Below are 24308 nucleotides of genomic sequence, written 5' to 3'. Positions count from 1 at the left end.
CTGTATCCGTCAGGACGGATCATTGAGTTCCGGTAGCGCTGCAAGCTGTGGCGCCATCACGCAGGCGCTGATGCGCAGTTCGTCCGCCTGCCCAGTACGCAGGTCATAGGGAATTTCACACTGCTGATCAGCGCCATTGCGCACGCTCAGCACGCCTTGCTCCTCCAGGCCTCGGACCCACAGGCGGCTGCCCTGGCCGACCACGCCCACCACATCGCCGGCCTCATTGAACACATCGGCACCGAACGGCAGCGGCGTGCCATCGTCCATCAGTGCCTCGATCAGCGCGTTGCGACCGATTGCGGTGGGCAGCACCATCTTCACCACAGCACCTGCGGTCGGCACTGCCGAGACCGAGCCACTGCTGAGTTCAACATCCAGCGGCAAGCCGGTGGGATCGATATCAATCTCGTTTCGACGATACGCACTCAGATAGGGGGCAATCGCGTAGCCACGACCGTCTGTCTTGATCTGCTCCATGTTGCCGACACCCGCACTCGGCGCACCCGGCACATGGACAATACCAATCGTCTCGCCCAACGACTGCGCCAGGGTAATGCCACCAGCGTGTGCCACCAGACCGCCACTGGCCGAAATGGCGAGCTGTCGGCTGCCCTGCGACTGCCCGTAGCTTGCACTCACATTCGTTACCGGGAACTGATAGTTCACACCGGCATTGAAGCTGCGACGCCCCCCCTGATCACTCAGGGATGCGTTGTAATTGCCCTGCGAATCACTACCCAGTCCACCATTCACGCCCAGCCGGCGATTGCTGCGCCCAGCACTGTCATGGCCCAGATTCGCCGTCGCCCGCGGCGCCGAGGGGGCCACGCCTAAGGGCATGCTGAGGCTGAGGTTCACGCTATTGGTCTGGCGAGCAGGACCTGAACTGAACAGGGATGTCTCCAGTGTGCGACGGGCCGTAATGTTGTAGGTGGCGCGTCCAATGCGATTTCCGTAGCCCAGCGAGAAGCTGGTCTGGCGCTTGCCTGCCTCCCAATAGTTCGCAGTGCTGCCATTGACGTACAGGCTGCCGCCGCTGTCACCGAAGCGCTGGCTGACGGTCAGGTCCAGGCGGCTGCGCTGGCGAGCAGGGGTGAACGCATCGCCCCCCTTGCTGCGTTGCTCGTGCAGGCGCGCGGCATCGGAAAGTGACAGGAACTCATCGGTCGAATAGCGGTACGCCGCCATCGTGATGTTGGTATTGGACGAGAACAGGCTCTTGCTATAGGCAACGCGATAGGACTGTCCCGTTCGGCGCTCGGCCGCTTCGATGGTGCCTTTCGGCAACCAAGCGTCACTGAGCGTGATATCACCAGAGAAGGAGCCAAAACGGGTATTGAATGCTCCGCCAACCACTGCAGCGCGATAGTCGTTCGCGGCCGTCAGGCCGGCGTAGCCGGTGAACTGATTGCCCAGGCCGCTGCGCAGCGTCGCTTCAACGAAGCCGGCTTGCCCAGTGGACGGGTCACGCAGCTGGCCCACCGTGACACTGAAGCGGCGCTGCCCTTGGCGCAGAAGCTGCGGCATAGCGGTGAACGGCAGGGTGAATCGCTCCACACGGCCGTCGGTTTCGGTGACCTCCACTTCCAGGTCGCCACTGCTGCCCGCCCCGTCCAGATCATCGATCTCGAAGGGGCCAGGCGCGACGGTGCTCTCATGCACCACGTAGCCACGCTGGCGAATCACCACGCGCGCATTGGTTTGGGCCACGCCGCGCACGATTGGCGCGTACTGGCGCGCCGAATCAGGCAACATGCGCGGATCAGTGCTGATGTTGACGCCACGGAAGCTGACGGCATCGAACATATCGCCGTTGGTCGCGGCATCCCCCAACGTCAGCTGGGAACCCATAGCCTGGAGGTCGCGCTGCATGTAGCTGCGGCTGGCTGAGTAGGTGGTTCCCTGCTGCTGGTCATTGTTCAAGTAGCCGCTATGACGCAGACGCCAAGCACCTACGTTCAGACCGGCGTCCAGCGTTGCGCTGGTATTGACGCGTTCGTTTCCCCGCTCCTGCTGGCGACTGTGATTCACGCTATAGCTCAGCGTGCCTGCCGTCACGCCCTGGTCCCAGGATGCAGGATCGACCCAGCCCCTGGAGGTGCGGGCCAGGTACGCCTGAGGCACAGTAATGTCGAGCAGCTGCTCGCCCGTATCGAGCGAGGCCATGGCCTTGGGGATGTAGTTTCCAATCGGCGCACAGCTACCGGCTTCCGGCAAAGGAAGATAGCTTCCAGCCATATCGATTTGGCCGATGGCGTCTTGAAGCCGATCAGCATCAACACCCATCAGCTCGAACAGGCCAGAGTCGAGGCAGATCTGCCCAATCCCCTGATCGTCTTCGACGACCGAAATCTCGCGGCGGCCGACAACGCTGCCATTGACCTGTACGTCAACGATGTAGCGACCCGGCAGTGCACCGCCGCGCTCAAAGCGGGAGATATCGATTGCACTACCCCCAAACAGGAAGTCAGCATTGAACTCCACGTTTGGCGCAGCCAATCCTGCAGCCGGCAGCAGTGCGCCGAGCACTGCACACGCCAGACGGCAAGGCTTTGGCGCATTGGTCGTAGAATATCGATTCATGGCGAATTCCTGGCAACGGGACGCACGCATCCGATCGACAGCGAGCCGCCGAGGTGAGGAATGTCGTGCAGTGAGTAAGGCTTAAGGGGTCTGCAGCGGGACCGTTTTGCTGATCACGCCGCCGAAATCGTTGACGTACTTGATTTTCAGCGTTGCCCCGGTCGGCATGCGGGCAACGCCGGGAAGCTTGAACGTCGCATGGCTGTAGGGCCGCAACATGTCCATGTCGCGAACTGCCGTCTCTCTCTTGCCTTCAACCAGACTGGCGTCAACCATGCTGACGTGATAAGGACTGTCATTCTTCGCCTGCAACGCCCATGCACCATGCTGGGCAACTACGCTCCACTGCACCTGATCGGGCGCCTTGATTGCGGCAGTTGCATTCAGCGACTTCGGCCGATAAAAGATCTTCAACCGGTTACGCAATACCAGATGCACGGTGGCTGAATTTTCCTCGGCACTGCCCGAGGGAACTTCCATGATATTCAACCAGTACGCACTCTCGCGGTCGCTCGGCAGATCCACAGCCGTCAACTTCATGCGCAGAACCTGGCTCTTCCCGGTATCCACCCGTGCAACCGGCGGCAACACCATCACCGGCGCTTTCGTGGTTGCCGGAGTTGCCTTCTCGTCCAGCGTGTCCACCCATGACTGCAGGATCACCGGAACCTTGTTGAGGTTCTCTGCGCGCAGAGTGGCTTCGGGCATGCCCTCCTTGTAGATCACGCGGGTGGCTTCGGTCCGGATCCCAGCTGATGCGCCCATTGAGATTGAGACAGCAGTGAGTGCCAGGCATGCGCGCACGGCAGTGGATTGCATGATGGTCATTTCAGTACTCCCGGATCGGTCTCGCGTCGGATGCGCCGGGGCCATATGGCCCCGGCGACGAAAGGCATCAGAGCTGGCTGATGGTGAACGGCAACGCGGAGGTGAAATTGCCTTCCTTCGGCGTGCCGGTGACCTTGTAGATGGCGCGGAATTCATAGGTGAACTTGTCGGCATCGCGATCCGCCGAGAGAACGACCGTGCTCAGGTTATGCGGATTGCCATCCTTGTCCTGAAGCTCGATCTCGACACCCTGTGCTGCATCGGCACCGGAGGCCGTATTGATCAGGGCACCCGTGACCGGGTTGACGTTGTCCGTCACCAGGTCAAGCTCAGCCTTTGTGCCCGGGCAGCCGGTCGGCGTGCCGTCGCCCAGAACGACAGAGAAGGTGCGCAGGCCGGGATCAGCACGTTCCAGCGCTGCCAGAGACAGCTGACGCATCGCGACGGAGGTACCCGTGGCACCATCACCCTCGACGGCGACAGTACAGCCGGCGGCGGTGATGTTGCCGGTGAAGCTGATGGTGGCATCCTGTGCCGAGGCCGAAGCAGCAGCGCCCAGCGACAGCGCGGCGGACAGAGCAATTGCAAGCTTGTTCATGTTGTTGAAATTCCTGTTTAAGGTTGGTTGTTTGCGTTCAAGCCGCGCGTTGATGGGCTTGAGCGAAGGGCATTCCCTTCAAGAGGAAATGCTACGGAGACCGTCATCCGGCAGGCATAGGACAACGACTAAAAGTGGCGATACCTGCCGGATCACGGAATTTGGTTCAGAACGCCCAGCGGGCGCCCAGGTGAAGTTCTCTGGAGGCCGGGCCTGGCGCATCCTCTCGCTCTGCAGGCCACGCGCATTGACGGGGAGACAAGCGAACGACGCCCTGGTGCTCAGGCATCCTGCTGCACGAAGGATCGAGTCCAGCGACTCAGTTCGGCTGGATGATCCAGCGACGCTGCGAACCGTCATAGCGATAGATGTAGCCCTTCGCGCTGACGCGGACATCCACATCCCGATTCGAGTTGTCCGCAGCGATGTAAACGGGCAGCTCGTTGGATGGGTTGCTGATCTGGTAGATGTCGCCGTCTACAGCATTCGCTGGCAGGCGCAGCAGGCCCGGCGTGGTCACGTCTTCGGCTGCGCTGCCGACAACCACATCGGTCCAGCGCGCACCCGGCGACGGCAGATCGACATCGACGGGCCGGTACTGCTCGCGACCCATTCGCGCACGCCACTTGCCATCGGCATCGAAAACAAAGGCGCAACGCGTTTCAGATTTACAATCGAACCGATTGAAGGCGGCACTGTAGCCACTGACGATCACTTCGCTGCTCGTTTCATTGGCCACGACCAGCACGGCTCCCTGCGGCGCCCAGGTCGGCAGATAGGCTTCCCCTGCCCACTTGTTCTTGTAGATGCCGACCTGGGTAACGGCGTGATGGCTTGCCGGAATGGTCAGGACGTACTGGCTCTTGCCATACACCAGGCGGGCGGACTCGCCCTTGATGACATCCCAGCGATTGAAGGTGCTGCTCCAGCGCAGCTCAACATTGCTCAGGGCGTCCACCGGCAGGTATCCCGCCTTGTCGAACGCGGTGGCGGCTGTTTCCAGGCGCGCATTCCAATCGGCCATCGAGCTGAGCACTACGGTGTCGCCCTGGCGCGGGGCGGCCGGCAGCTTCAGCGTGCCAACCCAGTTGCCATTCCCGAGTTCGAAATACAGCTTGCTGTAACCGGAGGGCATGGCGCCGCTGCCGCCATTGGTGTTGGGGGTGAGGTAGGCTTCGTTCGCAGACACCGCGACGGGGGTCAGGCACACCAGCAGGGCGGCCAGAAGGGAATTGCGATGGGTGGTCTTCATGTCGTCAGCTCGTTTGAGGAACGCCAGGACTGCGGCGATAGACGCCTGCAGCTCCCCCGGCAACGTCACGATGACCGTTGCACGCCCTTTCATCTGTCTGACTCGTCCGAATTTTCACGCCATCGTCATATCGCGGTTGAGCGCAGAACCCGTGCAGCAGATCCTGCTGCACAGGTTGCAGGCCGCTACCTCAACGGCGCCAGGTGCGGGTGGCAACGTCGTAACGGAAGGTGATGCCGTTGCGCGGCAGCCTGGTGTAGCCGCTCAGGTCGCTGTTATCCGGTGCCAGTCGAGTGAAGTGGTCGCCCGACGGATTGCTCAGGCGGTACTGGTCACCATCCACGGCGTCGGCCGGCAGCCGCAGGATGGCCGGGGTGGTCACATCTTCTGCGGGGCTGCCCACCACCACATCCATCAGTCGCGCGGTCGGGACCGGCAGGTCGATCTCGGTCGGCTGGAACTGCAGGCGACCGGTGCGACCATGCCACGTGCCATCCAGGTCACTGAACACATAGGCACAGGTCTGCGTTGCGGGGCAGCCGGTGTGCTTGCTGCCACTGCGTACCTCCACGTCATGCTGCTGCGTATTGTTGAACGAAAGCTGTGCGCCTTGGGGTGCCCACTCCGGCAGGTTCAGACGGGTGGTAATCCGGGCGTTCGAGGTGAATACATCGGTCACCATGAGCTCGGACATCGGCACGGTCGCCTCGCCGCCCTGGAACAGGACCACCAGACGTGCCGACTCACCACCCTGAACGTGCCACTTCTGCAGCTGATTGCTCCAGCGGAACTCAATGTTGGTTCCGGTGTTGATCGGCAGGCTGAGCAGCGCTGCATGCGTGGTGCCAACCAGATCAAGGTTCGATGAGTAGGTTGCGCCGGAGGTCAGTACAACCTGATCACCCTGGCGCGGATCACGCGGCATCATCAGATCCCGCGTCCAGTCCCCGTCTGCGAGGTCGAAGTGCAGTTTGCTGTAGCCGGACGGCATGGCGCCGCTAGCGCCGTTGGTGTTCGGGCTCAGATGCGCCTCGCCGGCCGATGCAGCCGCCGGGGCCAGGCAGGCCAGCAGCGCGGCCAGCAGGGAATTACGATGGGTGATCTTCATGTAGTCAACTCGTTTGAAGGAACGCCAGGGCTGCCGCGTCCAACGCATGCGTGCAGCTCCCAACCCAGGCACGATGGCCGTCGCATGTCCTTCAATCTGTCTGACTCGTTCGAATTTTCACGGTGTTCTCACTGCGTTGGCATGGCGCGTCCAGAATGGTGCCGCGCCACGCACGCTGGAACAGCCTTACTTTGGCTGCTGCAACCAGGTCCTGCGAACCGCATCGAAACGGAAGGTGTGGGGGCCACTGCTTACCGGCACGGCCTCGAACAGCGTGGTGTTGTCAGTGAGCACGTAGGCGAAATGATCGCCCGAGGCGTTCCTGATCTGGTAGATATCGCCGTCCTTGCCTTCCTGGGGAAGCCGCAGGAATCCCGGGGTGGTCAGATCATCCACAGGACTACCCACCCGCACCGTGGTCCAGCGGCTGACGGGAACCGGCAGATCGGTCTTGGAAACATTGATCTCGACACGGCCGGTGCGCTGGCTCCAGCGCCCTTCCCTGGCATCGAAGACATAGGCGCAACGCTCCCGGACACCGCACTGCTGGGTTGCAACGTCATCGCGCACGGTCACGCTTGTGTCACCGTAATTGTTCACCGAGAGCATCGCCCCACTTGCAGCCCAGCGGGGCAGTTTCAGGGTGCGTCCGCTGCTGTTGAAGGGAATGTACAGCTCTGTCAGCGCATGGTCAGTTGAAGCCACCACCCGCTCTGCAACGCCCCAGGACCAGGTCATTACTTCAACCCTGCTCGACTTTCCGTTGATCAGATGCCATTCCTTCAACGCATTGTTCCAGCGAAGCTCGATGCTGCTGGACGCGTCGACGGGAACATATTCCAGACTGGCCACGCTCATCCCTTCCGGGTCAAGTCGGGCGGGCCGGGCGGCCGTTGAACCCACGACGACGCGATCCCCGTCAGCCGGGGCATCCGGCAGCTTCAGTTCCGCCACCCAGTCGTGGTCACTCAGCTGGAAATTGAGCTTGCTGTAGCCCGATGGCATCGCTCCGCTTCCGCCATTGCTGCCAGGGGTCAGGTGCGCTTCGGCAGCCAGTGCTGCAATCGGGTACAGGCCGATCAGCAGGGCGGTCACCAAGGGAACACGGCGCAGGTTCTTCATTCTCACAACTCCATTGAAGGGAATGCCGGCCGCATTCAACGCAGGATGGTGCTGAACTGAAGCCGGCGCGATCACGTTGATCGATTGCCTTCGCTGAAGCTGTCTGACCTGTTCTATTTTTTCGGGGTCACGCCTTCTTTTGAACCTGCAGCCAGGGGTGCTCCAACTCATCGCCACAGGCGCACCGTTCGGCCACCCGGGTTTCCCACTCACAGCGCAGCTGCCTGCGCTGCGCGGGCGAGGCATACAGATACTCGTTGAGCAGCTCCATGAAGCGCTTCTGCCCATGCGGGGTCAGCTGGGCGAAACTCCACATCAGCGATGCAATGCGGGCATCAAGTAGAGGGGGCACGGCGACTCCACGCAGGTCTGCAATCGATGCCTCCACCCTATCGTCCTCATCCTGCGATTCCATCGGACGATGTCCGGTTGCAGAGTACTCATCCATCTTCGCTGCCTTCGGGCAGGCCGCGCGCCACCTGCGAAGCAGACACCATGCCCTGGTCCAGGGCGTAATCGAAGATTTCGCTGGTGCGCTTCAACCCCAGCTTGCGCATGGCCGAGTGCTTCTGTGTACTGACCGTCTGCCGGCTGCGCTTGAGCTGCTCGGCAATCTCCTTCTGGGTCATGCCATGGGCGATCATGCGCAGCACTTCAATCTCGCGCTTGGTCAGCGCCACCTCCTGCAGCTGCTCCAGCTGTTGCACGACGCTGGCGGACAGGTGGCCATTGCGGCGATGCGCGGCACGGATGGCCAATGCCAGATCGGCCGCAGGGTCCAGCTTGCCAACAATGCAGTCCACGCCAGTCTTGCCGATGCTGGCCAGCACCTGCACGCCAGAGATGCTGGTCAGCACCACCACTGGCAACCTGGGGAAGCGCCGCCGCAGGAAGCCCAGCATCGCCACGCCGTCGCCATACTCACCACCGGGCATCGAGAAGTCGGTCACCACCACGTCCACCGAATGCTTGCTCAGGGCTTCAACCAATGCCGTAGAATCGCCGGCGGTAGCAACGATTTCGATGCCGGGCTCCAGGGCCAGCGATTCACGCACCCCCGCAAGAATGACGGGGTGGTCATCGGCGATGACGATGCGGATATTCATGACATGATGTCCTTGCTGTTCTTCACTGTTCTATTGCTGCCGGTTGCCGGCATGCCGTTCTTTCCTGCTTCCATCGGAACCCCGACTTGATGAACTCGCTGGCCATTCGCGTTGCCCTTGCTGACGACCATCCGGTGATCCGTTTGGGCGTTCGTAGTGCCTTGGATGAAGCGCCTGCGATCCAGTGCATCGGCGCGGTGGCTGACTCCACCGAACTGGTCGCCCTGCTTGAGCGCGAGTCCTGCGACGTGCTGGTGACTGACTACGCGATGCCCGGCGGCGCATTCGGCGATGGCCTGGAGCTGTTGGGCTATCTTGCGCATCACTTCCCTGCCCTGCGCGTGGTGGTGATGACCGGCCTGGACCAGCCCGGCCTGATCCACAAGCTGGATGCCAGTGGTGTAGCCGGCATTGTCAGCAAGTCGGATGATCTTTCGCAGGTGCAGGCGGCGGTGATGGCGGTCTACGCGCATCGCCGCTATCACTCGCCGGCGGTGGTGGAGCTGCTGCGTCGCAAGGAGCAGCGCCGGGTCACGGTGCTGTCGCCGAAGGAAGTGGAAGTCGTCAGGCTGTTCCTGGAAGGCCTGAGCATCACCGAGATCGCCGCACGCCTGGACCGCAAGAAGCAGACCGTGAGCACGCAGAAGGTCAACGCCATGCGCAAGCTGGGCGTCGAGCGCGATGCCGAGCTGTTCTCGTTTGCCGCCGACCTGGGACTGAAGGCCGGCAATCCGCAGCGCTGAGCGGGTAGCTGCTGCGCCCGTCACGATTCCTGCTCCAGTTCGCGCCGGTAGTCATCCAGGCATTCCTGCAAGGCCACCTGCAGTGTGTCCAGCTGCGATGCCGGCACGGCCTGGCCTTCGCGCAGCGCGTATTCCACCTCGCCGCAGCGTTCGCCCAGTTCCCGTTCGCCCAGCATCTGCAGCACCCCCTTGAATGCGTGAGTGCGGTCCAACAGGCGCTGCATGTCGTTCGCGGCACGCGCGTCGACCATGGCCTGCAGATCCTTGTCGCCGGTTTCCACGAACAGACGGCGGATGGCCGCAGAGGGCCTGCGTGCTGTGGCGGGTGTTGCGACCGGCACAGGAGCCGCGTGGCCGGCCTTGCTCAATCCAGCCTCAAGGCGTTCGAGGTTCAAGGGCTTGAGCAGTAGATCGTCGATGCCCGCTGCCAGGCAGCGCTCGCGCTCGCTGGCCAGTGCGGTGGCGGTGATCGCCAGGATCGGCAGCGACTGGCCGCGCTGGCGGAGTTCGCGTGCCAGTGCATAGCCATCCATCACCGGCATGTTGATGTCGGTCAGCACCGCCAGGTAGGTGTCATTGCGCCACAGCGCCAGTGCGGCTGCGCCATCTTCGGCGGCATCAACCTCGAAACCCAGCTCCTCCAGCTGCTGCTGGATCAGCTCGCGGTTCACTGCATTGTCTTCCACCAGCAGCACGCGCCCGCGTGACTGCAGGGCCGCCGCACGCTCGATCTGCGGCACTGTGGACACAGCCTGCTGCCGGGTACCGATGGCCGCCAGCAGGGCATCGCTGGCATAGCAGGTGACTTCGGTACGGTCACCGCGGACTTCAGGCGTCAACGGCCCCTGCGCATGGGCAAACACCGTGTGCCGATGCGAGGCCGCCAGCTGCTGCTCCTCCTCCGGACTCCAGGGCCGGTGGTCGCCCACGATCAGCAGCACGTCACCACTGGCATCGGCCTGCGGTGCCGCCAACAGCAGTGGTTCCGCTCCCGACTCCAGCAACAGGCGCTCGGCTTCGCTACGCCATTCTGGCGTGGACGACAGCACGGTGATGCGCTGGCCCAGCAGCGGCTGCGCTGCGGCTGCCGGTTGCAGATGCACCGGCAGCCGCAGCGTGAAGCTGCTGCCCACCCCCTCTGTACTCTCCACCGACACGTGCCCGCCCATGGCCTGTGCCAGCTGCTGGCACAGCGCCAGGCCCAGGCCACTTCCACCGTAACGGCGCGAGACGCTGGCGTCGGCCTGCTGGAAGGGCTGGAACAGCTGTGCAGCCTGCTGCGCGTTCATGCCGATGCCGGAGTCGATCACCTGCACGCGCAGTTGCGCGCCCTTGCCGGCCACGTCCTGCACCTCGGCACGTAGCATGATGCGGCCGGAGTCGGTGAACTTGACCGCATTGCTGACCAGGTTGTTGAGGATCTGGCGGATACGGTGCGCATCGCCGATGCAGTCCTGGCCGCTGGCTGCTTCCACAGCGAAGAACAGGCGTACTCCTTTGCGCAGCGCATCGGGGGCATACAGCAACGCCACGCTTTCGATCAGAGGACGCACTGCAAAGGGTGCCGGTTCCACATCCAGCTGCCCGGCCTCGATCTTGGAGAAGTCCAGCACGTCGCTGATGATCCGCATCAGCGCATCGGCCGAGAAGCGGATGCGGTCCAGCCGCTCGTGCTGGCCCGGCTGCAGAGGCGAGCGTGCCAGCAGCTCCAGATGGCCCAGCACGCCATTGAGCGGCGTGCGGATCTCGTGGCTCATCGTTGCCACGAATGCGGATTTGGCCCGGGTAGCGGCCTCGGCGGCCTGGCGCGCAGATTCGGCATCCTCGCGGGCACGGCGCAGCGTGTCTTCCAGTTCCACCTGCGCGGTGACGTCGCGCAGTGCACAGACCCAGACCGCCTGGTCGTGGTAGGTGGCCAGCGCCATGCTGATCTGCAGCTGGGTATCACTGCCGCCCTCATCCGGCGACCACTGCAGTTCAAGCGCTTCATCATCGTGGCCGCCGCGCCCCAGCTCCGCAAGGCGGGCATAGAGTGGCGCGATGGCGTGGCTGTCGGCACCTCCTGCTTCGCCCACCAGCTGGCGCGCGGTGTCGTTCTGCAGCAGCGGCATGCCACTGTCGCGTGCCAGCAGCGCCAGGCCAATCGGTGCGGTACCGATGATGGCCCGGCTCAGCGCTTCGCTCTCATACACCCGCGAGGCGTCGGCCAGTGCGGGCTTGAAGACACGGCGATCGATGCGCAGCAGCAACCACCACAACAGGCCGATGATCAATAGTGCGCTTAGGCTGCGCGCCAGCAGGTACGGGCCCTGAGCCTTCCAGATATCGGCCCAGTCGTAGACGTGGCTGAGCGTCCAGTCCACGCCGGGCAGGCTGCAGCTGAGGATGAATCTGCCCTGCGCATACTGCCGCGAAGGCTTGGTGCCGCCGCGCGCCGGCAGGGTCCGCAGCAGCAGATCCTGCTCCTGGTTGCTCAGGCCGCCGGTGCTGAGCACGACTTCTCGGGCGGCGGATACCACCAGGTAACGGCCTTCCTCGCGTGCCTCCAGCCGGGTCTTGATGTTGTCGACCGACTCGAACACCACCCGCCGGAAGTACGGCGTGGTGCCCTCGGCCATGGTCACCACGCCCACCAGCGACGGCTGACCGGTAAGTGGATTGACTGCAAAGCGCGACAGCAACCGCCCCTCGCGGGACGCGGCACGGATCGGGCCAGGTCGCGGCAGCAGCTTGCGCACCTCGGGCTCATCACGCAGCAGGCGGGCGAAGGCCTGTTGGCGGGTGGCCACACCCAGCGTCTGCAGCAGCTGCGCTTCGTCACGCACATTGGAAACGGCGAGCAGGCGGCCCTGTGGCTCGTAGGCGAACATCGCCACCGGGCCGGGCGCATCCTGCGAGGTGATCGAATCGGCGGTGTAGGCCGAGTAGATGTCGATCATGCCGAGGTAAGCCTTCAGTTCCCCGGGCGGCAACGGGTTATCGCGTGCGCCGAGCACCAGCCACGGCACGGCGGTGCGTCCTTCGGCGCGCACCACCAGTTCCTCGCCCTGCGCGTGGAAGCGCTCGGCCAGAGGCGTGCCGACCGCCTGCAGTGCCGGACGCTGGTCGCGCCACAGCACGTCGTTGCCATTGACCGAGGTGGCATAGGCGCGGTCGCGCTGGTACAGGAAATAGTCCAGCGCCGCGCGGGCTTCCAGGAAGGACTGCCGCTCGCGGGCGTGGAACTCTTCGACGTCGGCAATGGAGCTTACGATGGCCGCCAGCAGCACCAGCGCGGTGATCAGCGCACCACCCCCGAACAACAGCCGGCGGCGCAGCCGGCGCAGGTCATCCAGGCGCGCGGCCGCAGCTGTGCTGCCCGCTCCCTGCGCTGCTTCAGTGCCTGCCATGACCGTGATCCTGAGGTGGGTACTCATGCAATTTATCCGATTGCGTCACTAGCTGGCGCATCTGGCACGCCCGGGACCAATGACCACAGCAGGGCCTGGCAGAGCGCCTCGCTGGCATAGCAGGACACCCCCCTGCCCCCGTGCTCACCCTGCGGGCGCAATGGCCCCTCCCGGCAGACCCGCACCCACGGGTGCCCACCGCGCTGCAGCCAGCGCATCTCCTCCTGCGATGGCTCGAACAGCACCCAGACCACACCCGGCGGAACCTCCGGCACAAGCGCTTGCACCAGCTGCACCTGTGCGCCCCAGCCACGCAGGCGCCGTTCCAACTCGCCGCGCCAGGGCCCGGGCGCGGCCAGCAGATTGATCCGTTGCCCAGCCAACGGCAGCGGCACCGGCACCGTAATGGAGGTCAGCAGCGGAACCTCGAACACGAAACGGCTGCCCACCCCGGGGGTACTTTCCACCCATATGAGCCCGCCCATGCGTTGGCACAGCTGCTGGCACAACGCCAGGCCAAGCCCGGAGCCACCGAAGCGCGACACGATATCCGGCGCCGCCTGGACGAAAGGCTGGAACAGCCGTTCGCACTCGGCCGCACTCAGGCCGATGCCGGAATCGGTGACTTCCAGGCGCAGGTAGCGACGGTCCTCCCGGCGCCTGCAGGACAGCCGCAGCTGCACCCGCCCCGAGGCGGTGAACTTCAGTGCATTGCTGGCCAGATTGCGCAGCACGCGCTCGATGGCCGCCATCGGCGCCACTGCGGCGGCCGGCACGTCGGCGTCCACCACGCAATCCAGCTGCAGGCCCTTGGCCTGCGCCACCGGGGCGTACAGCACCGCGACCCGCTCCAGCAACGCGCAAGGCGCGAAGCGCTCGGGCGTGAGTGTCCACTGTCCGGACTCGATCCGCGACAGGTCCAGCACGTCGGTGATGATGTCCATCAGCGAATCGGCGGACTGGCGCAGGCGCAGCACGCGTTCGGCGGGCTCGGCCTGCAACGGACTGCGTGCGAGCAGTTCCAGATGGCCGATGATGCCGTGCAGCGGGGTTCGGATCTCATGGCTCATCGCCGCCACGAAATTCGATTTTGCCCGGCTGCAGGCCTCGGCCGCAGCGGTACGCTCGCGCTCGGCGTCAAGCTCGCGCATCTCATGGCTGATGTCCTCCACCATCAGCAGCACGCCGCCGGGCCAGGCCTCGCCACCGGAATGAATGTGCGTGCGATGGAACAGGCGCTGTTGCGGATCGGTGGCCAGCGGCAGGTCACCCTCCACCTTCACCGCACCATGGCGGGTATCGGCCTGCATCAGCGCCTCGCGCAGCTGCGGCATCAGCCGCGCGCCGGCGGTGCGGTCCATACGCTGCAGCGGGCCATTCCAGTCCTGCACATGGCCGGTGCTGGCTTCCAGCAGCGCCACACCCACCGGCACGTGCTCCAGCAGCAGGCGCAACCGGCGGTCGCGGGCGTAGATGGCTTTCACCTGGCGGAACGCAGGCGTGTACATGCGCCGATGCAGCCACAGCAGCAGGAACCAGAGCAGCGCCAGCGCTACGAGCAGGCAGGCGACATCACTGAGCAGCATCGGTGCGACGCCACGCAGGATGTCGGCCCAGCGGTAGGTCTCCACCAGCGTCCAGGGCGTACCCGCTACTGCCAGCGCCAAGGTGAATCGGCCCTTGTGGAAGCGTGCACGGGTGGCGTCGCCCAGCAGCACCCAGTCGGTATCGGCGCCTGCGGGGGCCGCCCTGGTATCAATGCCATCAGACGTGAGCACGCGCAGGCCATCGCGGTCCAGCAGCGCGATATGGCCCTGGCTGTTGTGGCGTAGCAGCGCCTGCAGGCGTGCCATCGGTTCATAGGCCACGAAGGTGGCGATGGGGGTGGCGCCCAGGCTGGCCTGGAACACCGATACCAGCGATGGCTCACCGCTGATGGGGTGGCGGCCGAAGGTACGGCGCGGGCCATCGCTGCGCTCCACGCTTTCCAGCAGAGGCACCTGATCGTGGCTGGAGGCCGGTGCCAGCAGCTGCGCCGGCGCGCGCAGATGCTCGAAGACCTCGCTGCGCGAGCTGGCCGCGAGCGCGCTGATCAGGCTGCGTTCGGTCAGGCCCTTGTCCAGCGACAGGTATTGGCCGCTGGGATCGAAGAAGTAGGATGCGGTGTCCGGCTCCCCCTCATCGGCGGTGCGGGTCAGGCGCTGGATGAGTGAGACCGCAGTAGTGAGCTGCAGGTAGCGCTGCAGTTCCTGCGGGCGCCACTGCGCGGTCTCCAGGCCCAGCGCCATCTGCGGCCGGCTGCTAGCGTCCGCTGCCACCACCAGGCGCTGGCCACCCTGCAGGTAGTCACGGCGCATGGCCTCGGCGCTGGCATCGCCCAGCTGTACGTCACGATCCCAGGCATATTCGGCCATGTTCGCCAGCCGCGCATGGCTGGCATCCTGCCGCGCCAGCTGGAACTGAAGCGCCGTGTGGGCGCGGCGGAACTCGGCAATGCGGCGCGCCTCATAGCCGTTGACCTGGACCACGATGAGGGTGATCAGCACGCTGAGGGACAGCAGGCTGAGCACCGCCCCACAGGCCAGCATCAACCTGCGCGGGTACTGCCTCAGCGCCTGCAGTTCGCCCGCGCCGGCAGGCGCCGGCCCGGCACCGGAGTGCAGGCGGCGCAGCGAATCGGCAATGGAAGGGGCGGCGTACGGCATGGCATCGGGCGGCGGCAAGCGCTCGTTGTGAAGAACATGGAGCGCCAGCATGCGTGGCGTGTGCGGTCGTCGATGTAGGACAAGATCGAAAAACGCGTCGATGCATGACGCATTTGACTGCACAGACAGTTCTGTCCACATTTCGGACTTGTCCTGTTTCTGCCTCGCGCCTTGCTGGGGACGCTATGCGTCTCCCCGCTGACGAGGACCTCGCGATGAAGCCAGCACTGAACGGCGAGCGCCTGTGGGCACTCCGCCTGATGACCCGCCATGCCTGCCACCGTGCAAGCCTGCGGATCGCTGCGGCGTTGCTGCCGATGCTCCCCGCGCCCGCGCGGCTAACATTGGCCGAAGGTGCCTTTGCCGTGCTTGGCCCGCTGCTGCTGACAGAGCGGCATGGCCGCGCCTATGGCACGCTGCAACGGCTGGGCCACGCGCCCGCATCGGCCACGACACTCACGGCCCGCTTCCTGGCCGGGCGCTGGCTTCGCAAAGCCCACGCGCGCCATCTGCAGTCGCTGCCCTTCCCAGCCCTGCAGCACCTGCTGCGCGGGATGGCGTGGCATGACCCGGGAGCGCTATGGGCCTCGGCCGCAGGCCGGCGGCGGGTGGTCTGCCTGTTGCCCAGCGGTGATATCAACCTGGCCATGGCCGCGTTGTTGGACCGCCCAGGTGCGCCCGCACACTACTTCATCAATTCGCTTCACCATGAAGCTTCACCCATGCACCGCACATTGCTGGCCCTCCAGCGCCAGGGGCATCGCCTGGACATCGGACAACCGTCGCGCTGCGGCCAAGCCTGGCGGAAGCTGCGACGCGGTGCCACGGTACTGGCCGTACTGGACCCCTGCCCATGGCGGAAGACAGGAAAGGCCACAGAGCCTGCACCGCTGCGCCTGGCCAGGTTGGCGCAGGTCCCGGTGCTGCTGCTCGGACATCGTTGCGATGGCAGCACCGCCGGCACGCTGCACGTGCTGGGCGAGTACGGTGCCGAGTCCATCGCTGGCGGCGCTGCGGCGCTGTACTCCGCTGCACATGCCTTCCTGGCGGCAGCCCCGCACGACTGGCGCGATCTGGACCGGTAGGGGTGACAAGGACCGCAGCAGGGCAGACCCCGCTGCGGCCAGGGCGATCAGGCGATGACCAGTGCCACGTTGATGTTGTTGCGGGTGGCATGCGAGTACGGGCAGACGATGTGCGCCTTGCGCACCAGCTCTTCGGCCTGCGCGGTGGGCACGCCCGGCAGCGAGATGGTCAGTGCCACGTCGATGGCGAAGCCGGTGCTGACCGCACCGATGCCGACGCGACCGGTCACGGCTGCACTGTCACCGATGGCGATGTTGTCCTGGCCGGCAACGTACTTCAGGGCACCGAGGAAGCATGCCGAGTAGCCTGCGGCGAACAGCTGCTCCGGGTTGGTGCCGGTGCCACCAGTGCCGCCCAGTTCGGCCGGGGTGGACAGGGCGATGTCCAGGATCTTGTCGGACGAGGTGGCGCGGCCTTCACGGCCGCCGACAGCGGTGGCCTGGGCCGAGTACAGGATCGATTCAATGCTCATGGAATGCTCCGGTCGGTTGACTGAGTGGAGTGGCGGAACCTTCCGCCACCCGCTCATCCTCCGGGGCGATGGGCGCCGCTTCCATCGGACAGCGACGATAGCGCGGCCCTCTGCCGCCAGCCGCTTCAAGCGCGCAACTGGACGTACAACGCCAGTAGCGCGAGGTGCGCGACGTAGTAGGTGTAGAAGGCCCAACGCCAGCGCGGCAGCCGCCACGGCACACGTGCAACCGCCAGCACCACGGGAATGGCCAGCAGCGCCCAACCGTTGTGGTTGGCCCAGCACACCGCGGCGAGCCCGACCAGCAGCAGCCACCACGCACCATGGCGGAACGCCAGCCATCCAAACAGCACGAAACCGACCCCCGCCCATTGGTAGTCCACCAGCATCGGCGCCATGCCCGCCGCCAGCAGCAACAGCAGTGGCCGATTGTTGGCCAGCGCATGCACCGCCACCGCAGCCAGGGCAAATGTGAGCAAGATGTTGAGTGGCAACCAGGCACCGAAGGCCAGTGCATGCAGCGGTTGCGCGATCACGCCCCATATGGCCAGGCGACAGATCGACTTGCGCAGGTCCGCACCCGGCTGGGCGAGGTTGCAGGCCATCACCAGCGCGAACAGCGGGAACGCGATGCGCCCCAGTTCGCTCACTACCGGCAGGTAGCCACCGAACAGCACCTTGGCCACGTGATCGCCGGTCATGGTCAGGAGCGCGAGCCACTTCAGCAGCTCGCGGGCGCCACTGCTCAGGACGGGATTGAAGGGACGGTTCCCTGCCATGGTCTGCTGCATCGCCGAAGCTTATGCGCATCGGCAAGCACATTTCCATCACCGCGCAGTCCGCAGGCGCTGCCCGATGCCGTGGGCAGGAGTATGCTGGCAGGCCCTGCTGGTGAGACCCCCGTCATGCGCACCCTCTACCCCGCCATCGAGCCCTACCGCGAGTTCACCCTGGCGGTGAGCGATCTGCACACCCTGCATATCGAGGAGTGCGGCACGCCCGAGGGCATCCCGGTGGTGTACCTGCATGGCGGGCCGGGTGCTGGCATCTCGCCGACCCATCGCCGCTTCTTCGACCCGGCACGTTACCGCATCGTGCTGATCGACCAGCGTGGCAGCGGACGCTCCGCACCGTTCGGTGAGCTTCGCGACAACACCACGCAGGATCTGGTGGCCGACATCGAGAAGGTGCGCGAGCATCTGGGTATCGAGCGCTGGCTGGTCTACGGCGGCTCCTGGGGTTCGACCCTGTCGCTGGCCTACGCACAGGCGCATCCCGAACGTGCCACCGGCCTGATCGTGCGCGGCGTGTTCCTTGGCCGCGAGATGGAAAATCGCTGGTTCGCCGAGGCCAACGGCGGTGCACGCTGGATCTTCCCGGAACGCTGGGATCGCTACGAGGCCTACATTCCAGAAGGCGAGCGTGGTGACATGATTGCGGCCTACTGGACGCGCATGGACAGCGCCGATGAGGCCACCCGCATCGCAGCGGCGCAGGCCTGGCTGGGCTGGGAAGACAACGCCGCCACCCTGCAACACGACGTGGATGCGGTTTCCACGGATGACCCGCTGGATACCCTGGCCAAGGCCCGTATCGAGGCCCACTACTTCCGCAATGGCATCTTCCTGGAGCCGAACCAGCTGCTGCGCGATGTCGATCGCATCCGCCACCTGCCGTGCGTGATCGTGCAGGGCCGCTACGACATCATCTGCCCGCCGCGCAGCGCCTGGGACCTGGCCAAGGCCTGGCCGGAAGCCACGCTGGAGATGGTGACCTCGGGGCATAGCGCGAACGAGCCGGCAACGGTGGATGCGCTGGTGCGCGCCACCGATGCGTTCGCCGACCGGTACTGATGCCATGGGGTAGTGCCGGCCGCTGGCCGGCATCCCAGCAATCGAGGGTAGAGTCGACTGTTAGTCGACTATCGCGCGCAACGCGGGCTTTTCAGTCTCCTGCCGAGAGCAGTCGACTAACAGTCGACTCTACCGAGGCACGTTGTCGGCTCGTCACGGATTGGCATCGAACACCACCGTCATGTTGCCTTGCCAATGCGAGCCGGGCGACTTCAGCATTTCCGTTACAGATCCAGGACCGGCCGTGAAGCGCAGCGTAGAACGCCGCTGCATCAGATACCCATCCGGCGTGAAGCGCGGCGCGAGCGAATCATCGGGCAACAACGGAGTGTCCTGCGCCGGGCGCCCGTCACCCACGTTGCTCATGCCGGGAATGGTCACGTCCACATCCACCGGCACCATCACGTCATCGCGCAGGTTACGTATGCCGCAACGATCGGCGACCTCATGCTCGCAGCGCAGCTTCATGCTGAAGTCCATCGACGTGGTGAGATTGAAAGGCAATTCCTGGCGGAGGCGCACAGGCGGCTTGCCATGATCGATCCAGGACGACCAGCCGCCCTCTGGTGTCAGCTGTGCGCGCGGAAAGTCACTTGAGAATCGCACCTGAAAATCGTGCGCCACATCCAACTCCAGGTTCAAGACAAGTTCCGAATCGGAGTAATCGCCCTGGCCAAGATCGATCTGCTGCCCGTTTCCCACTGTATAGGTTACGCTTCCTGTGTATTGTCCATCATGCGCCTGCAACGGATTCGGCGTTTCCAGGTGATACCCGATAGAGAAGTTGAGGTATGTCGCGATGCGATCGGTAGTTGGCCGGGGCGAGCGTACGCAGACGGCCTGACCGATTGGAACGCCCCAAGCGTATCGATAGAACCTTGAGCTCCCTACCCCTGTCCGGCCACCGCAACCTCCAGTTGCAGACCCATTGCTTCCTGGCGCTGAGCCATCGTTTGGCAGTCCCCATTGCATGCCAATCAGGAACACACGAACTCTGGCCTCCAGTTCGTGACCATTCGCGTGACGCACGATCACCTTTTGCCAAGCTCCGTCCACGGCCAGGTACCACTTTTCGCGCGGGTCTTCCCCGCCTCCATACAGGCGTCGCTGGCTGACATTCAATCCGGTGTCGATCGTAAAGTCGCCGGGAATGCAGAGAGCTGGATGCTGCGCGCAAAAGCCGGATTGAGGGGTTGTGTTGACAAACTTGTTGTGGGATGGATCCAAGGCGGACGGACGAAACTCTGCCTTGACCTGCAACTCGGCCGCGTTCGCTGAAACGGCGGCCATCAGTGCTGCCAAGGCTATTGGCAAGGCGCCTCTTTGGAGACTGCCCTCCTCAAAAAAACGACGTTCAGTATAGGTCACAGCGATTCCTCATCAGATCTTTCATGATCCCGCCAGCGGGCTCGGGCACCTCACCCCTCCAACCATCAACACATCCCCCTCCCGCGGATAGCGACCCTCCTCCATCGTCAGCACGCAACTGACCAGGTTCGGATAGCGCAGCTCCACCACCGGCGCGCGCGCGCTCAGTTCCAACGTGAAGAACCCTTCCTCCTGGCTGACGCTGCGCCCGGCATGGTTGATCACCTGCACGCCGCGCACGCCATTGCCATCGGCATCAAGCACCTGGCCCATCACTGTGAAGGTACGCAGCACATCCACGGTGGCGTGCATCACCCCGCCCTTGTTGAGGTGGTAGCTGACGGTGGAAGGCTGTAGCGCGGCGGCCGGCGCATGTCGGCCCTGGAAGTCGAACTGCACGTGGCCCGCGCGGTAGGCCGTCACTGGCACGAAGTTGCGCCCCGGCTTCAGTTCCACGCCGCCGCCCCGGCTGTCATCCGCGCGCAGCGCGACATCGGCATAGTCGCTGCGCACATCGACGATGATGCCGGTATCCACACTGCCACTGCGCCCCTGGCCCAGCACGGCAGCATGACCGCCCCCGATCACCACGGTGCTGTCGAGGTTGGCGCTGCCGCTGATGCGGCCGGCGTCGGCGCCGCGGTACAGCTGCACATCGCCTTCCAGCAATGGGCTTTGCAGATAGGCGCCCGCACCGGCGCCGATACCGCTGCGCTCTGCACTGATCATTCCGTTCACGCTCTGCACAAGCTTGCCATTCACACGCTGCGAGGCTGCAGCGCTGACATAGGTATCGCGCTGGCCGGCCTCGCCGGTACGGCTGCCCAGGCTGCCGCTGTAACTGCGGCGCTCGCTGCCCAGCGACACGCTGACGGTCAGGTCGACGCCGCGCTGCCGGCGATAATGGGTGAAGCGGCTGCCGGGACGGTCGTAGGCTGAGACCCGCCAGTTCACGTCGTGCTTTCCGAACAGGGTCTCGCGGCGGCCATAGGAAACATCGAGGCCGGTGCCGCTGGTAAAACCCGAGCTGCGCGATACGCGCAGGCTGGCGTTGTCGCGGTGGTTGAAGCGATGGGTGATCGATACTGCTGTGGTGTCCTGCCAGCCGCCCCGGGTTTCCCAGCGTGGCGGCGCACCATCTCCGAGATGTACACGGTGGCGCTGCTCGGTCCAACTACGCGCATGGTTGGCCACTATCGAGCCGACGCGGTAGCGGTACAGCCCCTGCAGGTCGACGCCGCGCCCGGCATCACTGGAAGTATAGAAATTGGTGTACGTGCTGAAACGGTCGCTGGCCTGCCAGTCCATCGATAGACCGGCTGCGTGGCGCGTGCCGATCTGCTGCACGGTGGCACCGGCCACCGCACGCGGATGCACCAGGTAGTTGACCACCGCGCCGGCGGCCAGCTTGCCGTCCTGCGATGCACGACCACTGTCGAGCAGGCCACGCTGCTGGCCTGCGAACACGCTGTACCGCCAGCGGCGGGTGGGGTCGCTCCAGCGGCTGGGCTTGTGGATCGACGCGGTCTCACGCGAGGCCTCGTGACCATCTTCGATGACACGCAGTTCCACGTCATAGATGCCGCCCGGCAGGCGGCGGGTGTCGACTTCCTGAATGCCTGGCTTCACTGCCTGGGTAGACAGCAGATTGCCATCGCGCAGGATCTCCACCACGCCCTCGCGGCTGGCAGTGACATAGACCGGGTACACACTGGGGCTGCGCATATCGGCCAGCAGCACGTCCGATGAGCCGAGCATGAAGCCCAGTGCGGTATCGTTCTGCGTGCCGGGTGCGCGTGGCTGGCGGATGATGCCTTCGAAAGTGGGCAGGAAGTAGCCCGCACGCACGAAATGGTCGCCCAGCTCGCGCTGGGCGTACAGGGCACTGAGATAGTGCTCGCGGCTGCCCGGCTGGGCGTAGTACTGGTAGCTGCCGACCGTGCTCCAGCGGCCGACACTGCCACGCAGTTCGGCGCTGTAGCGCGCGGAGGTCTGTTGCTCCTGGCCGCTATGCACGGCCACGCTGTTGCGGACGATCAGGCCATGGCTGCCTCGCTCCGGCAAGGCGATATGGCGCCCATCCTTGTGTGCGCCGCCCGGGGTCAGCAGGCTGAGCAGGGAGTTGGACAGGCTGTAGTGCAACGCAGCCAGACCCCGGCATTGCTGGCTGCACACACCCAGCGCCATCGGCTCGGCCAGCGCCTCGGCCCAGCGCGCCCGCTCCGTCTGCGGAAGCGGGCTGTCATGGACTTCGCCGAAGCCGATCAACTGCACACGATTGTCTTCGTGCAGCAGCACCTCGGCGTCCCCCAGATAGCCCCCGTCCAGCTCCACCCGCACGGTGAGCGGATTGCCAAACAGGTGACCGCGGAACTCCGCGGGCATGCGCTCGCGCTGCTCCAGCAGGCTGGGCAGTTCACCCAGCGCAAGACCGGCGGCATGGCTGGACGCGGCAAACACCACGGCGCCAATGCCAGCCGCCAATCGCGCAAGGGCCGGATATGCGGGAGCGAGGGGAAGTCTCATGGGCGGATGCCTGCGCCCTCCCGCCGCATCGATGACGCGGCAAAAGGGCACGAGGCTGCATGATCGTCAGATGTCGCTTTCGAAGATCATGTGGAACTGGCCGCCGTAGCTGCCCTGCTTGTAGCCACCGCTCGGCGCAGTCGGGGCAATGGCAAAGGCCAGTGACTTGCCGGCGGCGGCCTGGGCAGCGTTGGCCACTTCGATCTTCGCGGCCGAGGTGGCCGGCACCACCACGTTGTCCAGCTTCACTGCCAGGTCGACCACGTCGGCAGCCGAGGCCATCTGTGCCGGTGCCGACAGGTAGGCACTGATCGCCGCCGGCGACTTGATGTTGATGACGCGGCCGGTCAAATCGCCCAAGGTCTGACGGGCGGTATCCCACGGCAGGTTCTGCGGCAGGCCTTCCCAGCCATCGGGGGTGGACACCTGCAGGCCGGCGCTGTTCGGCACGTCGGCGGTGACATTGATGGTGATGGACTTGGTTTCGGTAGCGGCCAGGGCAACGGCCGGGGTGATCAGCAGGGCGGTGGCCGCTGCCAGCAGGGTGGTCTTCAGAGACATGGATGCACTCCAGGTTCAAGGGTGGAAATCAAGATGCCAGGCAAGGGCAACGCCGTCCCAGCGGGCGCCTGGCAGGCCCGTTCGGGATAGATCCATCGGTGGAAGTGGGCTTAACGGCGTGAGTCAATGCTGCGTTGGCTATCGCCTTCGCGAAGCTCGAAGCGCAGGAACTGGTTCTCAGCGGCCTGCAGCGCGTAGCTGTTGCCAGGACGCACATGGGCAATGATTCCCGGCGTGCAGGTGTCGGGGCGGTCGCGCTCGCACTGACGCAGGTTGTCCAGCACCACGGTGGCATTGCCACGATTTCGCACCTGCTGTGGTTCAACGAGCGTGTCGTAGCGCGGGTTCTCCGGCGCGACGAAGAAGATCGTGCCGTAGCCGGTGAATACGCGGATGGCAGAGGTGAGCTCGGCCGCTTCGCGCGCCTGTTCCTCGCTGAGCGCGAACTCCGCGGCGTTGGGCGCCACCGGCACGAACCGCAGGCGGTAGTAACGTTCTTCGTCGCGCGCGCCGCGATACACCAGGCGCGTGGCCTGCTGGCCATTGCCTGCAATAATCAGGCGGCTGGGGCTGGCGATGACGCCCTGCGCATCGGGCACATTGCGTACCAGAGCACTGGTATCCACCCGCGTCTCACGGGCCTTGCCGTCGGCATCGAAGTGCATCTGGGTGACTTCCACCCGCACATAGGCGGTGGCATCACCGGTGTTGCGGATGCGCTTGAGCAGGTTGCTGTGCGAGGGCTGCAGATAGTCGAACAGCACGCCGACATTGATCTGCGGTGTGGATGCCTGCGCGCTACCAGACAGGATGACCAACAGAATCAAAGAGAGAAGACGATGCATGGCGAGCCCGCAGGGAATGGCGAGCGCGAATTTTCACGACTCCATCACAACTTCGATATACAAAAAGTTGCAAAAGTCGGACTTGTCCTACAGGTTTGAAACGATTCCTAGTCCGCCTTTGCTGGCCTGCAGGACCGGCACGCACGCGGTGAACGGCAAC

19 protein-coding genes are annotated in these 24308 nt (G+C 64.7%); 3 read left to right on the top strand and 16 right to left on the bottom strand.

The annotated features are described in order from the left end of the window. Positions 1–9 precede the first annotated feature (9 nt). The 8 genes from QRO95_RS03950 to QRO95_RS03915 all read right to left on the bottom strand — a co-directional run bounded on the left by QRO95_RS03950 (position 10) and on the right by QRO95_RS03915 (position 8600). Positions 10–2586 (bottom strand): fimbria/pilus outer membrane usher protein, encoded by a 2577-nt coding sequence (locus QRO95_RS03950; protein ID WP_285301719.1) that lies wholly within the window; start codon positions 2584–2586, stop codon positions 10–12. 81 nt (positions 2587–2667) lie between these two features. Then, complete coding sequence (locus QRO95_RS03945) at positions 2668–3414, bottom strand: molecular chaperone (RefSeq protein ID WP_285301718.1); 747 nt, start codon at positions 3412–3414, stop codon at positions 2668–2670. A gap of 67 nt (positions 3415–3481) precedes the next feature. Beyond that, positions 3482–4012, bottom strand: coding sequence for a fimbrial protein (locus QRO95_RS03940; RefSeq protein WP_285301717.1), 531 nt, complete (start codon positions 4010–4012; stop codon positions 3482–3484). A 319-nt stretch (positions 4013–4331) separates the two neighbouring features. Further along, positions 4332–5357 carry a hypothetical protein gene (locus QRO95_RS03935; protein WP_285301716.1) on the bottom strand — a complete coding sequence of 342 codons (1026 nt, stop codon included), beginning with the start codon at positions 5355–5357 and terminating at the stop codon, positions 4332–4334. Positions 5358–5454: 97 nt separating this feature from the next. Next, a complete protein-coding gene (locus tag QRO95_RS03930; protein ID WP_285301715.1) occupies positions 5455–6372 on the bottom strand; it encodes a hypothetical protein in 918 nt (305 codons plus the stop codon). Positions 6373–6558: 186 nt separating this feature from the next. Next, positions 6559–7494, bottom strand: coding sequence for a hypothetical protein (locus tag QRO95_RS03925; RefSeq protein ID WP_285301714.1), 936 nt, complete (start codon positions 7492–7494; stop codon positions 6559–6561). 127 nt (positions 7495–7621) lie between these two features. Then, positions 7622–7846, bottom strand: coding sequence for a hypothetical protein (locus QRO95_RS03920; protein ID WP_147427802.1), 225 nt, complete (start codon positions 7844–7846; stop codon positions 7622–7624). Between the two features lie 88 nt (positions 7847–7934). Further along, positions 7935–8600 (bottom strand): response regulator transcription factor, encoded by a 666-nt coding sequence (locus tag QRO95_RS03915; protein ID WP_285301713.1) that lies wholly within the window; start codon positions 8598–8600, stop codon positions 7935–7937. 89 nt (positions 8601–8689) lie between these two features. On the opposite strand from QRO95_RS03915, the gene QRO95_RS03910 reads away from it, so the two are divergent. After that, positions 8690–9343, top strand: a complete 654-nt coding sequence (locus QRO95_RS03910) for a response regulator transcription factor (protein ID WP_285301712.1) — start codon at positions 8690–8692, stop codon at positions 9341–9343. A gap of 20 nt (positions 9344–9363) precedes the next feature. Here the strand turns inward: QRO95_RS03910 and QRO95_RS03905 are convergent, their stop codons facing one another. Beyond that, entirely contained in the window at positions 9364–12732 is a 3369-nt protein-coding gene (locus tag QRO95_RS03905) for a hybrid sensor histidine kinase/response regulator (RefSeq protein ID WP_285301711.1), read from the bottom strand. 32 nt (positions 12733–12764) lie between these two features. Beyond that, on the bottom strand, positions 12765–15488 hold the full coding sequence (locus QRO95_RS03900) for an ATP-binding protein (RefSeq protein WP_285301710.1): 2724 nt from the start codon (positions 15486–15488) through the stop codon (positions 12765–12767). A gap of 164 nt (positions 15489–15652) precedes the next feature. Here QRO95_RS03900 and QRO95_RS03895 point away from each other — a divergent pair, with 164 nt between their 5' ends. Next, positions 15653–16522 carry a hypothetical protein gene (locus tag QRO95_RS03895; protein ID WP_285301709.1) on the top strand — a complete coding sequence of 290 codons (870 nt, stop codon included), beginning with the start codon at positions 15653–15655 and terminating at the stop codon, positions 16520–16522. A gap of 47 nt (positions 16523–16569) precedes the next feature. On the opposite strand, the gene QRO95_RS03890 is transcribed toward QRO95_RS03895, so the two are convergent. Both QRO95_RS03890 and QRO95_RS03885 read right to left on the bottom strand, forming a co-directional pair. Further along, positions 16570–16995, bottom strand: a complete 426-nt coding sequence (locus tag QRO95_RS03890) for an organic hydroperoxide resistance protein (RefSeq protein WP_121503386.1) — start codon at positions 16993–16995, stop codon at positions 16570–16572. A 125-nt stretch (positions 16996–17120) separates the two neighbouring features. Further along, a complete protein-coding gene (locus QRO95_RS03885; protein ID WP_404830328.1) occupies positions 17121–17786 on the bottom strand; it encodes a TraX family protein in 666 nt (221 codons plus the stop codon). A gap of 114 nt (positions 17787–17900) precedes the next feature. Between QRO95_RS03885 and pip the strand changes: the two genes are divergently transcribed. Then, entirely contained in the window at positions 17901–18848 is a 948-nt protein-coding gene (gene pip / locus QRO95_RS03880) for a prolyl aminopeptidase (protein ID WP_285301707.1), read from the top strand. Positions 18849–19001: 153 nt separating this feature from the next. Here the strand turns inward: pip and QRO95_RS03875 are convergent, their stop codons facing one another. The 4 genes from QRO95_RS03875 to QRO95_RS03860 form a co-directional block, all read right to left on the bottom strand. Beyond that, on the bottom strand, positions 19002–20216 hold the full coding sequence (locus tag QRO95_RS03875; RefSeq protein WP_285301706.1) for a hypothetical protein: 1215 nt from the start codon (positions 20214–20216) through the stop codon (positions 19002–19004). Positions 20217–20237: 21 nt separating this feature from the next. After that, on the bottom strand, positions 20238–22742 hold the full coding sequence (locus QRO95_RS03870; protein ID WP_285301705.1) for a TcfC E-set like domain-containing protein: 2505 nt from the start codon (positions 22740–22742) through the stop codon (positions 20238–20240). Positions 22743–22808: 66 nt separating this feature from the next. Beyond that, positions 22809–23303 (bottom strand): CS1 type fimbrial major subunit, encoded by a 495-nt coding sequence (locus QRO95_RS03865; protein WP_285301704.1) that lies wholly within the window; start codon positions 23301–23303, stop codon positions 22809–22811. Between the two features lie 110 nt (positions 23304–23413). Beyond that, the gene (locus tag QRO95_RS03860; RefSeq protein ID WP_285301703.1) at positions 23414–24148 is read right to left on the bottom strand and encodes a CS1 fimbrial subunit B flags: Precursor; all 735 of its coding nucleotides are present in this window, start codon (positions 24146–24148) and stop codon (positions 23414–23416) included. Positions 24149–24308 lie beyond the last annotated feature (160 nt).

It is taken from the genome of Stenotrophomonas maltophilia group sp. Smal13, from assembly GCF_030236855.1.
Lineage (GTDB): Bacteria > Pseudomonadota > Gammaproteobacteria > Xanthomonadales > Xanthomonadaceae > Stenotrophomonas > Stenotrophomonas maltophilia_A.
This window is presented reverse-complemented; position numbering and strand designations above follow the sequence as displayed.

Bases quoted from the DNA above. Each gene is read 5' to 3' on its own strand.
- QRO95_RS03950 (WP_285301719.1), bottom strand. From the start codon at position 2,586: ATGAATCGATATTCTACGACCAATGCGCCAAAGCCTTGCCGTCTGGCG.
- QRO95_RS03945 (WP_285301718.1), bottom strand. From the start codon at position 3,414: ATGACCATCATGCAATCCACTGCCGTGCGCGCATGCCTGGCACTCACT.
- QRO95_RS03940 (WP_285301717.1), bottom strand. From the start codon at position 4,012: ATGAACAAGCTTGCAATTGCTCTGTCCGCCGCGCTGTCGCTGGGCGCT.
- QRO95_RS03935 (WP_285301716.1), bottom strand. From the start codon at position 5,357: ATGAAAGGGCGTGCAACGGTCATCGTGACGTTGCCGGGGGAGCTGCAG.
- QRO95_RS03930 (WP_285301715.1), bottom strand. From the start codon at position 6,372: ATGAAGATCACCCATCGTAATTCCCTGCTGGCCGCGCTGCTGGCCTGC.
- QRO95_RS03925 (WP_285301714.1), bottom strand. From the start codon at position 7,494: ATGAAGAACCTGCGCCGTGTTCCCTTGGTGACCGCCCTGCTGATCGGC.
- QRO95_RS03915 (WP_285301713.1), bottom strand. From the start codon at position 8,600: ATGAATATCCGCATCGTCATCGCCGATGACCACCCCGTCATTCTTGCG.
- QRO95_RS03910 (WP_285301712.1), top strand. From the start codon at position 8,690: ATGAACTCGCTGGCCATTCGCGTTGCCCTTGCTGACGACCATCCGGTG.
- QRO95_RS03905 (WP_285301711.1), bottom strand. From the start codon at position 12,732: ATGGCAGGCACTGAAGCAGCGCAGGGAGCGGGCAGCACAGCTGCGGCC.
- QRO95_RS03900 (WP_285301710.1), bottom strand. From the start codon at position 15,488: ATGCTGGCGCTCCATGTTCTTCACAACGAGCGCTTGCCGCCGCCCGAT.
- QRO95_RS03895 (WP_285301709.1), top strand. From the start codon at position 15,653: ATGAAGCCAGCACTGAACGGCGAGCGCCTGTGGGCACTCCGCCTGATG.
- QRO95_RS03890 (WP_121503386.1), bottom strand. From the start codon at position 16,995: ATGAGCATTGAATCGATCCTGTACTCGGCCCAGGCCACCGCTGTCGGC.
- QRO95_RS03885 (WP_404830328.1), bottom strand. From the start codon at position 17,786: ATGCAGCAGACCATGGCAGGGAACCGTCCCTTCAATCCCGTCCTGAGC.
- pip (WP_285301707.1), top strand. From the start codon at position 17,901: ATGCGCACCCTCTACCCCGCCATCGAGCCCTACCGCGAGTTCACCCTG.
- QRO95_RS03870 (WP_285301705.1), bottom strand. From the start codon at position 22,742: ATGAGACTTCCCCTCGCTCCCGCATATCCGGCCCTTGCGCGATTGGCG.
- QRO95_RS03865 (WP_285301704.1), bottom strand. From the start codon at position 23,303: ATGTCTCTGAAGACCACCCTGCTGGCAGCGGCCACCGCCCTGCTGATC.
- QRO95_RS03860 (WP_285301703.1), bottom strand. From the start codon at position 24,148: ATGCATCGTCTTCTCTCTTTGATTCTGTTGGTCATCCTGTCTGGTAGC.